This window comes from Agrobacterium sp. CGMCC 11546 (assembly GCF_013365515.1).
Classification (GTDB): domain Bacteria; phylum Pseudomonadota; class Alphaproteobacteria; order Rhizobiales; family Rhizobiaceae; genus Agrobacterium; species Agrobacterium fabrum.
Genome location: NZ_CP047387.1, coordinates 1,330,417 through 1,343,440 on the forward strand (window position 1 = coordinate 1,330,417; position 13,024 = coordinate 1,343,440).

General features: G+C 56.3%; 15 protein-coding genes and 1 pseudogene. 11 read left to right on the top strand and 5 right to left on the bottom strand.

Annotation, left to right across the window (positions count from 1 at the left end; genetic code table 11):
- The first annotated feature begins 71 nt into the window (after positions 1 to 71).
- The 7 genes from GSF67_RS06685 (at position 72) to GSF67_RS06715 (ending at position 4,252) form a co-directional block, all read left to right on the top strand.
- Complete coding sequence (locus tag GSF67_RS06685; protein WP_006314920.1) at positions 72 to 434, top strand: transposase; 363 nt, start codon at positions 72 to 74, stop codon at positions 432 to 434.
- Entirely contained in the window at positions 431 to 778 is a 348-nt protein-coding gene (gene tnpB, locus GSF67_RS06690; protein ID WP_006314921.1) for an IS66 family insertion sequence element accessory protein TnpB, read from the top strand. Before GSF67_RS06685 ends, tnpB begins: the two co-directional genes overlap by 4 nt.
- Before the next feature lie 72 nt (positions 779 to 850).
- Entirely contained in the window at positions 851 to 2,416 is a 1,566-nt protein-coding gene (locus GSF67_RS06695) for an IS66 family transposase (protein WP_006314922.1), read from the top strand.
- Positions 2,416 to 2,721 (top strand): hypothetical protein, encoded by a 306-nt coding sequence (locus tag GSF67_RS26290; RefSeq protein ID WP_006314923.1) that lies wholly within the window; start codon positions 2,416 to 2,418, stop codon positions 2,719 to 2,721. The genes GSF67_RS06695 and GSF67_RS26290 overlap by 1 nt, the downstream gene beginning before the upstream one ends.
- A 226-nt stretch (positions 2,722 to 2,947) precedes the next feature.
- Positions 2,948 to 3,286: a hypothetical protein gene (locus GSF67_RS06705; RefSeq protein ID WP_128821999.1), complete on the top strand. Its 339-nt coding sequence runs from the start codon at positions 2,948 to 2,950 to the stop codon at positions 3,284 to 3,286.
- Between the two features lie 79 nt (positions 3,287 to 3,365).
- Positions 3,366 to 3,815 carry a hypothetical protein gene (locus GSF67_RS06710; protein WP_006315461.1) on the top strand — a complete coding sequence of 150 codons (450 nt, stop codon included), beginning with the start codon at positions 3,366 to 3,368 and terminating at the stop codon, positions 3,813 to 3,815.
- Between the two features lie 59 nt (positions 3,816 to 3,874).
- Positions 3,875 to 4,252 carry a hypothetical protein gene (locus GSF67_RS06715; RefSeq protein WP_035216382.1) on the top strand — a complete coding sequence of 126 codons (378 nt, stop codon included), beginning with the start codon at positions 3,875 to 3,877 and terminating at the stop codon, positions 4,250 to 4,252.
- A 19-nt stretch (positions 4,253 to 4,271) separates the two neighbouring features.
- Here GSF67_RS06715 and GSF67_RS06720 read toward each other — a convergent pair whose 3' ends face one another.
- Entirely contained in the window at positions 4,272 to 4,736 is a 465-nt protein-coding gene (locus GSF67_RS06720) for a lysozyme (RefSeq protein WP_006315459.1), read from the bottom strand.
- Positions 4,737 to 4,776: 40 nt separating this feature from the next.
- The gene (locus GSF67_RS06725) at positions 4,777 to 5,145 is read right to left on the bottom strand and encodes a hypothetical protein (RefSeq protein WP_006315458.1); all 369 of its coding nucleotides are present in this window, start codon (positions 5,143 to 5,145) and stop codon (positions 4,777 to 4,779) included.
- A 353-nt stretch (positions 5,146 to 5,498) separates the two neighbouring features.
- Between GSF67_RS06725 and GSF67_RS06730 the strand changes: the two are divergent.
- The 3 genes and pseudogenes from GSF67_RS06730 to GSF67_RS06740 all read left to right on the top strand — a co-directional run.
- Positions 5,499 to 5,735 (top strand): annotated as a pseudogene (locus GSF67_RS06730) (JAB domain-containing protein); the annotation flags it as partial.
- Between the two features lie 137 nt (positions 5,736 to 5,872).
- Positions 5,873 to 6,295: a TadE/TadG family type IV pilus assembly protein gene (locus GSF67_RS06735; protein WP_006315456.1), complete on the top strand. Its 423-nt coding sequence runs from the start codon at positions 5,873 to 5,875 to the stop codon at positions 6,293 to 6,295.
- 1 nt (position 6,296) lies between these two features.
- A complete protein-coding gene (locus tag GSF67_RS06740) occupies positions 6,297 to 8,036 on the top strand; it encodes a TadG family pilus assembly protein (protein WP_006315455.1) in 1,740 nt (579 codons plus the stop codon).
- 69 nt (positions 8,037 to 8,105) lie between these two features.
- Here the strand turns inward: GSF67_RS06740 and GSF67_RS06745 are convergent, their stop codons facing one another.
- Positions 8,106 to 9,482, bottom strand: coding sequence for a class II 3-deoxy-7-phosphoheptulonate synthase (locus GSF67_RS06745; protein ID WP_006315454.1), 1,377 nt, complete (start codon positions 9,480 to 9,482; stop codon positions 8,106 to 8,108).
- A gap of 530 nt (positions 9,483 to 10,012) precedes the next feature.
- Here GSF67_RS06745 and GSF67_RS06750 point away from each other — a divergent pair.
- Positions 10,013 to 10,918 (top strand): LysR family transcriptional regulator, encoded by a 906-nt coding sequence (locus tag GSF67_RS06750; protein WP_006315452.1) that lies wholly within the window; start codon positions 10,013 to 10,015, stop codon positions 10,916 to 10,918.
- On the opposite strand, the gene gor is transcribed toward GSF67_RS06750, so the two are convergent.
- Complete coding sequence (gene gor, locus GSF67_RS06755; RefSeq protein ID WP_006315451.1) at positions 10,915 to 12,303, bottom strand: glutathione-disulfide reductase; 1,389 nt, start codon at positions 12,301 to 12,303, stop codon at positions 10,915 to 10,917. The genes GSF67_RS06750 and gor overlap by 4 nt on opposite strands.
- Before the next feature lie 143 nt (positions 12,304 to 12,446).
- Positions 12,447 to 13,013: a DUF2059 domain-containing protein gene (locus GSF67_RS06760; RefSeq protein WP_006315450.1), complete on the bottom strand. Its 567-nt coding sequence runs from the start codon at positions 13,011 to 13,013 to the stop codon at positions 12,447 to 12,449.
- Between the last annotated feature and the right edge of the window lie 11 nt (positions 13,014 to 13,024).

The window sequence follows — 13,024 nt, forward strand, 5'->3', positions numbered from 1 at the left end:
GCAAATCAGGCGATGTTCTGGCATTCGAACCAGCATTAGTGCTGACATTAATACCAGAACAAAGAGGTTTCATGGCTCGCATGGAGATCATGTCCGGTACCGAGCGCAGGCGGCGCTGGTCGGACGAGGCGAAGCTGAGGATACTGGCGCAAGCTGATGAACCCGGTGCTCGCATTGGCGATGTGGCGCGTCGGCACGACATTCATCCAGGCCAGATTCGCTTGTGGCGGAAGTCGTTCAACTATGTTGATCGACCGACGGTGTTCCTTCCAGTGGAAATCATGGAGGAGGCTGGCGTAAGTCAGGCGTCTACCACGGTAGCGAGGCCGGCGATCGTTGAGATATTGCTGCGGAACGGTCGGTGCCTGAAGGTTCCTGCTGACGTTGAGTTGAAGCTGCTCGGTCCGCTGGTCGCTTGCGTGGAGGCGGCATGATCGGGCCATCGGGCAATGTAAGGGTCTATCTGGCCTGCGGAGTGACCGATATGCGGCGTGGCATTGATGGTCTGTCCGCGCTGGTCGAGACGGTGGTGAAGGAGGCGCCGGGCTCGGGCGCGATCTTCGGCTTCCGCGGAAAGCGCGCTGACCGGATCAAGCTTCTCTGGTGGGACGGCCAGGGGTTCTGCCTGTTCTACAAGATTTTGGAGCGTGGATACTTTCCCTGGCCGACAGCGAAAGAAGGTGTCGCGCACCTGACGCAGGCGCAGCTTTCCATGCTCATCGAGGGGATTGATTGGCGCCGCCCGGCATGGACGTCCGCTCCTGGCCGAACGGGATAAAAGCTATATTTTGCAAGGGCATCCGAGGCTTAACGCTGGCGCGTCAGAGGCAAATCGGCTAGATTCGCGGATATGGAAACAGCGCCGCTGGACAGTCAGGACGAACTCACTGCTTTGCGCGCACTGGTCGCCGAACAGGCGGCAAAGCTTGAGAGCCAGGAAGCCGAGGTCATCAAGCGAGACTCCATCATAGGGCTTCTTCGCGCGCAACTGGAGCTTCTCCGACATCGGCAGCATGGCGCCTCTTCGGAAAAGATCGACCGGAAGATAGAGCAGTTCGAACTGATGCTGGAGGAGATTGAGGCTTCCCGTGCCGAGGCTGAACTGCGCGCCGGGAAAACACCCTTGCCGGATTTGGACGACGCGCCGGACAAGCCGAAGCGCAAACCATTGCCCGATGGTCTCGCCACCGAAGAGCTGATCTATGAGGCTCCCTGTAATTGCCCGACCTGCGGTGGCACCTCGTTCCTGAAGGCGCCCGACAGGGTGGTTCAGGTGCTGGAACACGTGCCGGCGTCGGTCAAGATTGTCCGGCATGTGGAAAAGCGCATGATCTGCCGGGAATGCGATACGACGGTGGCTGGCGAGATGCCGACCTTGCCGATCGAGCGCGGCAAGCCCGGGCCGGGACTGCTCGCCCATATCATGGTCTCCAAGTTCGATGATCACATTCCGCTTTACCGTCTCTCAGAGATGTATGATCGGCTGGGAATAGACATATCGCGCTCCGTGATGGCCGACTGGGTCGGCCGCGTATCCGCTTTGCTGACACCCATCATCTTGTTGATCAGGGCCCATATCGCAGCACTCGACCGAATACATACGGACGATACCCCGGTCGATGTTCTCGACCCCGGACGGGGCAAGACAAAAACCGGCAGGGTCTGGGTCTACGTCTTCGACGGCAGTGGCTATCAATCCGCCACTCCCGCAGCCATCGCCTATTACTATAGCCCTGACCGCAAGGGGGCGCATCCGGCTGACCACCTGGCAAGCTTCAGCGGCGTCATGCATGCCGACGGCTATGGGGGCTACAAAAAACTCTACGGCAACCAGATCGTTGAGGCCGCCTGCATGGCGCATGTGCGCCGCAAGTTCCATGATGTGATCAAGCTGAAGTCGTCACCGATCGCGGAGGAAGCGCTGTCGCGCATTGGAGCGCTCTACGATATCGAGAACCGGATCCGCGGCATGTCGGCTGATGAGCGTCGTACCCTGCGCCAACACCACGCGAGACCCGTTCTGGACGAACTCAAGGCCTGGATCGAGGCGACACTCTCAACTTTGCCGCAGAAGCAGAAGCTTGCCGAGGCGATGCGATACGCCCTGTCGCGATGGGCAGCCTTGAGCGTCTACATCGACGATGGCCGGGTCGAAATCGACAACAACATCGCCGAAAGAGCCATGAGACCGCTTGGAATTGGCCGGAAGAACTGGATGTTTGCCGGCTCGGATAAGGGCGGTGAGCGCATCGCCAACATTCTGACCATCATCGAGACGGGCAAACTGCACGGCCATAATCCGGAGGTCTACCTGACAGACGTCCTGACCCGGATCCGGGATCACCCCAAGGATCGACTTGAAGACCTGCTGCCCTGGAACTGGGCGTCGGCAAAAGCTCGACACGAGGCTGTCTGATGGCTCGCTCAAGGTTTATCTACACACTCAGCCAAGTCGCCGGCATGATCAGCGAGAACCTCGAACTGATCGAGGAAATCACCGCAAACTTCGACAACATCTCCGAAGGCGAACTGGTTTACGTCAGTGATGGCAGTGAGGATGGCACGAAGGGTCTGACCCCGAACGGCATCGAAGAGCTTCAAAGCCTGCTCGCCGACATCAGGACGTGGGACGGCGGTATCCGCGAGTTCCTCATCGAGACACAATGCGATCCTGAGATAATCGACCGCATCATGGTCGATGAGATGAAACGCGGCCTATAGCATCCATCTCTCCACAGCCGAAAATGCGTCCGCCGGACGCTCACGATGTTCGCAGCACTGGCGGGATATTTGATACGAACCTTGCTCCAAACATCGTATGTGGCGTTACGACCAATACTGGTCCCGGTGATAATAGAACATTGGTTGCTCTTTTTTATCGCACCATTCAACAGACGATATCTGGGGCAACTGGTATGTTATCGGATAATTTAAGAGGATATTTTAAATGATTAATCACGGAAAATGGATAAAATACATCCCTACCACCCTACCTCAATACGCACCTCCAAATGCTGTATACTGGCAGAGCGGTGCGGACGACTGGTATATATGGTCTCGCGCCAGATGGAATATTGTTCAGGGTGTTGATAATTCAGGAACAACCAAAGTCGTCGTTTCTGATGAGCGCGTAATAGCAGTCGAGACAGATGCTACATACCTTTCGTTGCCCTTTGAATATATTCTCTACGAATTGGAAAATGGGGAACCAGTACCTAAACCGGGTTGGATTTTCAGTGACGGCTCTTTTATCGAGCCAGCTACGGTTAGTGCGCCCACCAATTAAAGTTGTGATCGATCCTTCGATTCAATTGCTTTCGCCCACGAAACAAATACTGTGGTCGCGTTTATTTCTCGGGGGAACTATGAAGAAGATGTTTATTGCAGGCGTCGTGCTTTGCGCGATGCTCTCAAGCTGTGCCACCACGAGCGAAATGCCACTTGCGCCAAATGCGGTGCGCTTGGACACCAATGCAAGCGGCTTGATTTTCACCAGTGCTGCCGGTGCCATCACCATGAAAAAGGCGGCTGAAGCCACGGTGAAGCGCGGATATACGCATTTCAGGCTTGATCAAGTCGCTACAGCGCAGGGTTCTCGTTTCGTTGGAATGAATACGAACACCTATGGCAACGCTTCTGCGAACGTCTACGGCAACACCGCTTACGGCACGTACAGTGCAAACTCCTTCAGTACGCCTATGTACGCCCCAACAGCGCAGATCGGCGTCACGGTCATCATGTTCCATGCAAACGAAGCTGGAGCAAAGGGCGCTTTCAACGCTGCCGAAGTGATCAAAAAGAACGGTAAGATTTAGCCGCTTCGGAAAAGATCGAACTCAGCCTGCCTTCGAATGCCTTATGGGGAATGAATTAAATGAAGACGATTTTATTGCTCTGTGCAGTCGCGATGACACTGGCTGGCTGCCAGACTCCGGCACCACAATCTGTTTTGGACTCGCAACGTCCACCGTCCAGACCGATTAAACGTGACTATTTGGAAGCCATGCGCGGAACCATCAAAGCCGGGGATTTCACGAAAGCCGAGATTTCGAGCGTAGTGCTGCTCGATCCTGCAAAGCAGATTTACGCTTTTTGCACGCGCACAGCGGAACGTTCCAACCCCGATTGGTCGTATATTGGCGTAGCCGTGTACAAGAATTTGGGCGTGGATTCCTCAAAGAATGACTACCGCTGCCGTGACAAGCGCTTGCGCTACTATAATTTTCCTGAGTTGCTGAGCATGAAGTTCTGATAGCGAATGACGGTTAGAGTCAGCCTGATTTGAACAAGTCGAATTCTGCCTGCCTTCGGATGGTCAACCCACGCAAGGGTGTGAGAACACCTTTCACCCTTGCCTTATCCCATTGAATCCAAGACTTCCCGATTTCTGCAATCGGCGCTTTTCCGTTGATCTTCTGAAGAAGGGTTGAGCCTGAAAATGCTCCAAACCCCAGATTGAAAGCGAATGATACAAGCGCGCCGAACTGGTTGTCGCTCAATGGCACTTTGACCAGCTTTGCCACGCCTTTCTCGAATTCAGCCAGATCAAGGGCAAGCAGCCTGTCAGCTTCGGTTTGGGTGATTGTCTTGCCGCGCTTCACATCAGCCAAAGTGACTGTCTTGGTATGTCCGTATCCGATGGTCGGAATATTTGCGGGGCAGAGATAGGCTTTGAGTTTACAGCCTTCAGCCGCCTTGATGATCTGAAGAGCTTTTGGGGATGTTTTGTTGTTCATCCATTATGTAGACGAACACGACACCCCCGGCTTTTTCCGCTTAGTGAAGGGTAGGCTTTCTTAGCGTTGGCTTTGTCCGCTTCTTGTAGGGACGGCGATTGCGAGACTGTTCAGCATCCGTTGCCCAACGAACATTGCCGGGTTCGTAGCCCTTATTGTTGTCGATACGATCAATAGAAAAATCGGCAGATGGGCGAAGACCAACTTCACGGGCGAAGGCTTCAAAGCTCTCGAAATGGCAAAGAATGCCTCTACCGCCATAATCGGCATAGCGCGGGTGGTTTTCATTGCGGCAACGAGCAAGGATATTGATATAGCAACGATAGAGGGAATATTTCTCGAAATCTTCAGACTTGCTGAAACCGTGCTTCTTGCTGTTAAGTCCATCAAAGTAATTGTTTAAATCCATTAGTAAATCTCCTGTTTTTGAATTCAGGAGTATTTAGAAAATTACGGATTTCTGGATTTGCGCTGAAAATATCACCGGTTAGCGACATTCAAGGACAGCCGCTCAGGTGAAACGTCACTTACTGGTGACTTGATGCAGTCCAACGCAGATTTTCGATCCCCTCACCTATTGCAAATTTCCGCGCAATAATGTTTCATAGATTCCACTCAGGGTCGCGTTTTGCTAATAAAACTGCTAATAAAGTTCACTTAACGAGCGGGTGACAAAACCGGTACACTGATGTAAAAGCTGGTTTAAAATCAGCTACTTACATGGAAAGGCTCACAGATTTTGCGTAGAGCTTTCTTGTCGTTGTTGACCATACCCCGGTCTACCCCCGCGAAATCGTGCGCCGGGCGCTTGAATTATCGTCTACAGCCTTGATTTTAATCCATAATCATCCGAGTGGGGACCCGACCCCTTCGCGTGCAGATATCGAGATGACCAAAACCATCATCGATACGGCAAAGCCGCTCGGCATCACCGTCCACGATCATATCATCATCGGCAAGGACGGCCACGCCAGCTTCAAGGGCCTTCGGCTGATCTGAAGCAGACGCGAATGTTTAAGAACGGCTGCAACCCATAAGAGCGGCATCAACAAAAAATTAACACCTATAAATTAGCATTTCCGAAAATAATAAATCAAGGCATCGAACCTTGATGCCTGAAGGAACGGGGGTGCTTTATGTTTAATGGAGTGCGTTTCTTTCGCGATCGGTCCGGCTCGTCAGCTGTCGAGTTCGCCATCATCGCACCGATTTTCTTTCTCGTCCTGCTGACCATGATCGCCTACGGTATCTATCTGATGGCGGCCTATTCGGTGCAGCAGATCGCCGCCGACGCGGCAAGAACGGCGGTTGCCGGGCTGAACACGACCGAACGTCAGCAGCTTGCCCGGGATTTCGTCACCAAAAGCGACCTCAGCTACGCCTTCATGGACAAGACGCGCTTCACCGTCAATGTCGCCACCGATCCCGCCAATGCCAACCAGTTCACGGTCAAAGTCGAATACGACGCCCGCAACCTGCCGATCTGGAGCCTCTATAGCTACACCCTGCCTGAGCCGGTCATCCGGCGTTTTTCCACCATCCGGATCGGAGGAGCATGACATGCGGACCATTCCTTCCCTGCTTCCCCGCTTCCTCAAGGATAAAACGGGCAACATCGCCATTTCGGCCGGGCTCACCGCGCCGCTTTTCATCGGCATATTGGCTCTGGGCGTCGACTACGGTTACCTGACATTGCAGAAACGGCAATTGCAGCAGACCGCAGATCTCGCGGCCATCTCGGCGGCAGCCAATGCAACGGACGCCGAAAAGGCAGTCCAGCAATATTTCGCCCTCAACGGCATGGATCTCGGCGTCAAGACGGACCAGGGTCTTTTGACCGCCAAGGGGCTGCAACCCTTCGATCCCTTGAATGAATTCGCCAGCAGCAAGGGTTATGCCGAAGTCATCAAGGGTCACTATGAGCCGGATGCGACCGTTCCCGTCGGCCAGCGTTTCGTCGACAATGCCCTGCCCACCAATGCCATCAAGGTGAACATCGTCGAACAGGGGCAGATATTCTTTGCCTCCGCCTTCACCAAGCCGCCCAAGGTCTCGGCGGTCGGAACGGCCTCATCCCAGAAGATCGCCGCATTTTCGGTGGGATCGCGGCTGGCGAGCCTCGATGAGGGAATTCTCAACAGCCTGCTCGGCGGCCTTCTCGGCACCACGGTGTCGTTGAAACTCATGGATTATCAGGCGCTTCTCGCCGCCGACGTCAATGCGCTGAAGATCGTGGAGGCGCTGGCCATCGATCTCAACCTCACCGCCGGCACCTACAAGGATGTGTTGCAGACGGAAATCAGCTACGGCAAATTCCTCGACGTGCTGACCAAAACCACCGGCTTGCAGCCGGCCGTGGTCAACATTTTGAATACACTGCAAAAAACAGCCAACAAAAGCAACGTCAAGATCAAGCTCGAGGAAATCCTCAATCTCGGTCCCTTCTCCGACAAGCTGATCGGTACGGGTGAAAACCTCAAGGTGACAGCCGGCGTCTTCGATCTCATCAATGCCGCTGCCGTGGCGGGCAATGGCGGCAACCAGCTGGCGCTTAATCTCAACGCCAATCTCCTCGGCCTCGCCTCGGTCAAGGCAACGCTTGCCATCGGTGAACCGCCCGTCGAAACACCGTCGCTCGCCGTCGGCGGCCAGGGCACCATCGTGCGCACCGCGCAGACCCGGCTGGCGGTCAATGTCGTGGTCGACGGACTGCAGGCCATTGCCGGCCTCAAGGTCAATCTTCCGCTTTATGTGGAAGTCGCCCATGCCGAAGCGCGGCTTGCCGATATTCGCTGCACGGGCGGCGGACAGGGCACGGTGGATGTGGAAGTCGTTCCCGGCGTTGCCGAAATCGCACTCGGCAACGTCGACACCTCGGCCTTTGCCAATTTCGGCAAGGATCCGCGCGTGACCAAGGCAGCCATCGTGGACTCGGCGCTGCTTGCCATCAATGGCAGCGCCCTCATCAACGCCACCAACATGACGAAGACCAAACTGACCTTCACCCAGTCGGATATTACGCAAGCCAAGATCAAGAGCGTCTCGACCAAAGACACCGTCACCACCCTCGTCAGCTCACTGCTGAAGAACCTTAATCTGGATATCCGGCTCCTCTTCCTCAACATCGATCTGGGAGGTTTGGCGGGCATCCAGGCAGCGCTTGCCAACACGCTTGCGGTGGTGACCGCGCCCGTCGATCAGCTGCTCTACAACGTGCTTCTGGTTCTCGGCGTCAAGATCGGCGAAGCCGATGTGCGGGTCACCGACGTTCGCTGCCAGCAGCCGGCACTGGTGCAATAATCCCGTCGCCACCCACAAAAAAGCCGCCGGGAGAGATCCCGGCGGCTTTTCATTTGATCGGTCCTGATATCAGGCGTTGGCGATTGCCAGACGCTTTTCGTCGCGACCGCTCTTCATACGCTCGGACAGCAGGAACGCCAGTTCCAGCGCCTGATCGGCGTTGAGGCGCGGATCGCAATGGGTGTGGTAACGGTCGGACAGCGAATCCGCCGTCACGGCGCGCGCGCCACCCGTGCATTCCGTCACGTCCTTGCCGGTCATCTCGATGTGGATGCCGCCCGGATGCGTGCCTTCGGCGCGATGGATCTGGAAGAAGCTTTCGACTTCCGACAGGATGCGCTCGAACGGACGCGTCTTGTAGTGGTTGAGTGTGATCGTATTGCCATGCATGGGATCGCAGGACCAGACAACCTTGCGGCCTTCTTTCTCTACCGCACGGATGAGCTTCGGCAGGCTGTCCGCCACCTTGTCATGGCCGAAACGGCAGATCAGCGTCAGACGGCCAGCCTCGTTCGCCGGGTTCAGCGCATCGATCAGCTCGATCAGATTGTCAGGCGTCAGCGACGGACCGCACTTCAGGCCGATCGGATTCTTGATGCCGCGGAAATATTCCACATGAGCATGGTCGAGCTGACGCGTGCGGTCACCGATCCAGATCATGTGACCCGACGTCGCGTACCAGTCGCCCGAGGTGGAATCGATACGGGTCAGCGCTTCTTCGTAACCAAGCAGCAACGCTTCATGGCTGGTGAAGAAGTCGGTCTCACGCAGGCTCGGATTGTTTTCCGCGCTGATGCCGATCGCCTGCATGAAGTTCATGGTTTCGGAAATGCGGTCGGCCAGCTTGCGGTAGCGGTCCGCCTGCGGGCTGTCCTTGATGAAACCGAGCATCCACTGGTGGACGTTTTCAAGGTTGGCGTAACCGCCCATCGCGAAAGCGCGCAGCAGGTTCAGCGTCGCCGCCGACTGGCGATAGGCGTCAAGCTGGCGCTCCGGGCTCGGAATGCGCGAGGCCTCGTTGAAGTCGATACCGTTGATGATGTCACCGCGGTAGGACGGCAGCGTCACGCCATCGAGCACTTCCACGTTGGAAGAGCGCGGCTTGGCGAACTGGCCGGCAATACGTCCGACCTTCACGACAGGCAGCTGCGCGCCATAGGTGAGCACAACGGCCATCTGCAGGAAGGCGCGGAAGAAGTCGCGGATATTGTCGGCGCCATGCTCGAGGAAGCTTTCGGCGCAGTCGCCACCCTGCAGCAGGAAGGCGTTGCCTTCAGCCACATTGGCGAGCTGTTTTTTCAGGCGACGGGCTTCACCGGCAAAAACCAGCGGCGGATAGGTCGCAAGCGTGGCTTCGGTCGCCGCAAGTGCGGCCGCATCAGGATATTCGGGAACCTGCTGGATCGGTTTCTGCCGCCAGCTGCCGGGGGTCCAATTCTGTGCCATGTTCTTACCCTTTTTTCGCCCGCGCGACTGCCGCGCGACCGCCTCGAAAATTGAGCGGCTTATAGCTCCAAGCGCCGAGTTTGCATAGACACCCGTACGCCCACTCCTCTCTTTCGGAGCCATTTGATACCGTCAGGCGCAGAAAAATGGTTTCAAACGATTAAAATTTCAATGCGCTGTCGCTTTCGCCTCCGTGCTATCACAGAGTTCCCAATCTCTCCCGGATGCAGCGGTGCAAGGAACGGGGCAGATGAAAAACAAAGACAGCCAGCCGATCCATGGCGGAGGATGGCCACGTGTCCCATCCATCATCGCCTCCCCCACCCTGTCGGTGGGGAATTTTTGCGCGTATCAACTTTTCCATCAGGAACATGGTTTCCGGTAACATTTATGTCTCCTTCGCTTGGAGACGAGTTAGGAGGGTTGTTGGGGGGAGCATAGGCGCACGTTCGAAAGACCCGTTTCAGAGAGGGACGGAGAAACTGGACCCCTGAAGCGCGTAAGATGCGATCGGATGTGGAGATGATGCCGTGGCGGAAGTAGACTGGAACGATCTGAGGCTTTTCGAAATTGTTGCGACAGAGGGAGGTTTAGCTGGCGCGGCCGTTAGGGCCGGAATCAGTGCGCCGACGATTGGCCGAAAGATGCTGCTTCTGGAACGAACGATTGGACGAACGCTCTTCATTCGAAGTCAGAACGGATACAGGCTCGCGCCCGATGGTGAAGTACTGCTTGAAAAGGTTCGGGCCATGCGACATAGCGCGGCAGAGATCGCGCAGTGGCATGGCGAGGCCTTCTCGTTGCCGATTGTTTCGATAGCAAGCGACATCTGGATTGCGGGCTTTATAGCGACGAATACAGCAGCCATCCGAGGCCCGACTGACGCTTTTCGGCTGTGCTGCAAGCAATTTAAGAATGAAGACGAATTGACCTACACGCGCGGCGTGGTCGCCATAAGGCGCGAAAAGCCAACCACCGGAAATTTTGCCGTTCGTAAATCGATCGACGTCGCCTATAGCGTCTACCGACCGAAAGGAAGTTCAGACACAGATTTCACGCAATGGGTCTCGATTGGAACCGAGGTCGCGGAATCCGACGCGGAAAAATGGGTTTTTCGTCATCGCGAGCCACTTATCCACACCTGGACAAACGCACCATCAATTTTGCCGGGCCTCATCCAGAGCGGCGCGGGAAAAGGCGTCCTGCCATGTTTTGTTGGTGACACCCTGCCCGGCCTGGTCCGCGACGGTGAACTGATCGACGAATTATCTCATCCACTGCGGATCATCGTCAATGACGACGACCGGCATGCAAAGGAAATGCGGCTCGCAATCGATCGTCTCGTTGCTCTTTTGAAGGGCAACGAGACCTTGTTCAACGGGCGTCGTGATGATGGGGTAACAATCGTCGAGGTGCTGGAAAGGCAGGCAAACTAAACCCTTTCGCCATTCACCACGCGGTAGCTCGGCGAATACATCGTCACCAGTTCTTCGGCGGCTGTGGGATGAACCGCCATGGTGCGGTCGAAATCATCCTTGGTGCAGCCCGCCTTCAGTGTGATGCCGAGAATCTGCGCCATTTCACCTGCCTCGTGGCCAAGAATATGCACGCCGACAACCCTGCGGTCGCTAGCATTGACAATCAGCTTCATGATCGTCTTTTCCTGACGGCCGGAAAGCGTCGCCTTCATCGGCCGGAACTGGGCGCGATAGACTTCCAGTTCCGGATATTTCTTGCCGGCTTCCTCTTCCGAAAGACCAACGGTTCCGATTTCCGGCTGCGAGAACACCGCCGTCGCAATCAGCTCGTGATCCGGCTTGGTCGGATTGTTCTTGTATTCGGTCTCGATGAAGCACATAGCCTCGTGGATCGCTACCGGCGTCAGCTGTACCCGGTCGGTGACGTCACCCAGCGCGAAGATGCTGGGCACGTTCGTGCGCGAATAGTCGTCGACGATGATCGCGCCGCGCGCATCCACCTTCACACCGGCATTTTCGAGACCAAGTCCCTTGGTGTTCGGGTCGCGACCGAGCGCCAGCATCACCAGGCCGACATGTAGCGAGCTGCCCTGTTTGGTGCGTGCCACGAAGCCGCCGGCGCCATCCTTGCTGACTTCCTCGATGATATCTTCGAGAATGATGCGGATGCCCTTGGCCTCCATCGCCTCATGCAGGCCCTTGCGCATGTCGTGATCGAAACGCGACAGGATTTCCTTGCCGCGATAGATCAGCGTCGTTTCCACGCCGAGCCCGTGGAAGATATTGGCGAATTCGACAGCGATATAACCGCCGCCGGCAATCAGGATCGATTTCGGCAGTTCTTTCAGATCGAAGGCTTCGTTGGAGGAGATCGTCAGTTCATGACCGGGCAGCGCCTTGTGCTCGTTCGGCGTACCGCCAACGGCAATCACGATACGCTCTGCCGTGTATGTCTCACCGGTTTTCGTGAGCTTCACGGTATGGGCATCGACCAGTTCCGCACGGCTGTCGAAGATGTCGGCCTTGGCGTTCTCCAGCCCCTTGCGATAGAGGCCTTCGAGCCGGGTGATTTCCTTGTCCTTCGCCGCGATCAGCTTTTTCCAGTCGAAGCTACGTTCGCCGACGCTCCAGCCGAAACCTTCGGCATCCTCGAAATATTCAGGGAATTGCGAGGCATAAACGAACAGCTTCTTCGGCACGCAGCCGCGAATGACGCAGGTACCGCCATAACGGTATTCTTCAGCTATTCCCACGCGCTTGCCCAGCGAGGCCGCCACGCGGCCGCTGCGCACGCCGCCGGAACCACCACCGATAACGAAGAGATCGTAGTCATAAGCTGTCATAGTCAAAACCCCTGCTCAAAACCGCCATGACCCCGATATGGGCCAGCGGTCTGTTCACGCCACATATAGGTGCTGCGACGCACAAATGAAAAGCCCGGTCTTGCGACCGGGCTTTGAATATTTCTGAACCTTTGAAGGTCGCCTTACGGCTTGGGCGCGGGCGCGCCGCCGGTAGCGTTATGATCAGCCGGAAGCGGCTTCAGATCGGCGCCGGCAACCTTCTGCAGTTCAGTCATGCTGGCGGTGTTGAGATCGCGGTTGATGCCGGCGGCCCAGATGTCGGCAGCCTTCATCAGTTCGCGCGTGGCGATCGGGCCATCCTTGAGGAGCTTCTTGCCAGCTTCGCTGCTGTAGAAGGCGGAAATGGCATTCAGCTCGTCAACGCTGAAGGCGCGCGCATAGGTGAGTGCCGCTTCGCGTTCCAGATCGGCGCGGCGCGGTGCAAGCTCGAGCGCCTTGGCATCAACCGTCGTGGTGATGGCGTCCTGCACATTCGGCGAGGCCTGAATGAGTTCGCCCTTCAGGCGCTCGGCCAGACCCGGCAGAATGTCGTCGAAACGGTCGGTAACGCCAAGAGAGGCGATTGCCTTGCGTGCGGCAGCGATGTGCGCTTCGGAAATTTCCTGCGCGCGTGCGGCAGTACCGAACACGATGCCGGAAATGAGGATCGAAGCAGCGGCAGCTTTGCCCAGTCCCGCTAGTTTGATCATGAAAATCTCGC

Excerpts from the sequence above, each read along its gene's own strand:
- GSF67_RS06685 (WP_006314920.1), top strand. The coding sequence starts at position 72 with ATGGCTCGCATGGAGATCATGTCCGGTACCGAGCGCAGGCGGCGCTGG.
- tnpB (WP_006314921.1), top strand. The coding sequence starts at position 431 with ATGATCGGGCCATCGGGCAATGTAAGGGTCTATCTGGCCTGCGGAGTG.
- GSF67_RS06695 (WP_006314922.1), top strand. The coding sequence starts at position 851 with ATGGAAACAGCGCCGCTGGACAGTCAGGACGAACTCACTGCTTTGCGC.
- GSF67_RS26290 (WP_006314923.1), top strand. The coding sequence starts at position 2,416 with ATGGCTCGCTCAAGGTTTATCTACACACTCAGCCAAGTCGCCGGCATG.
- GSF67_RS06705 (WP_128821999.1), top strand. The coding sequence starts at position 2,948 with ATGATTAATCACGGAAAATGGATAAAATACATCCCTACCACCCTACCT.
- GSF67_RS06710 (WP_006315461.1), top strand. The coding sequence starts at position 3,366 with ATGAAGAAGATGTTTATTGCAGGCGTCGTGCTTTGCGCGATGCTCTCA.
- GSF67_RS06715 (WP_035216382.1), top strand. The coding sequence starts at position 3,875 with ATGAAGACGATTTTATTGCTCTGTGCAGTCGCGATGACACTGGCTGGC.
- GSF67_RS06720 (WP_006315459.1), bottom strand. The coding sequence starts at position 4,736 with ATGAACAACAAAACATCCCCAAAAGCTCTTCAGATCATCAAGGCGGCT.
- GSF67_RS06725 (WP_006315458.1), bottom strand. The coding sequence starts at position 5,145 with ATGGATTTAAACAATTACTTTGATGGACTTAACAGCAAGAAGCACGGT.
- GSF67_RS06735 (WP_006315456.1), top strand. The coding sequence starts at position 5,873 with ATGTTTAATGGAGTGCGTTTCTTTCGCGATCGGTCCGGCTCGTCAGCT.
- GSF67_RS06740 (WP_006315455.1), top strand. The coding sequence starts at position 6,297 with ATGCGGACCATTCCTTCCCTGCTTCCCCGCTTCCTCAAGGATAAAACG.
- GSF67_RS06745 (WP_006315454.1), bottom strand. The coding sequence starts at position 9,482 with ATGGCACAGAATTGGACCCCCGGCAGCTGGCGGCAGAAACCGATCCAG.
- gor (WP_006315451.1), bottom strand. The coding sequence starts at position 12,303 with ATGACAGCTTATGACTACGATCTCTTCGTTATCGGTGGTGGTTCCGGC.
- GSF67_RS06760 (WP_006315450.1), bottom strand. The coding sequence starts at position 13,013 with ATGATCAAACTAGCGGGACTGGGCAAAGCTGCCGCTGCTTCGATCCTC.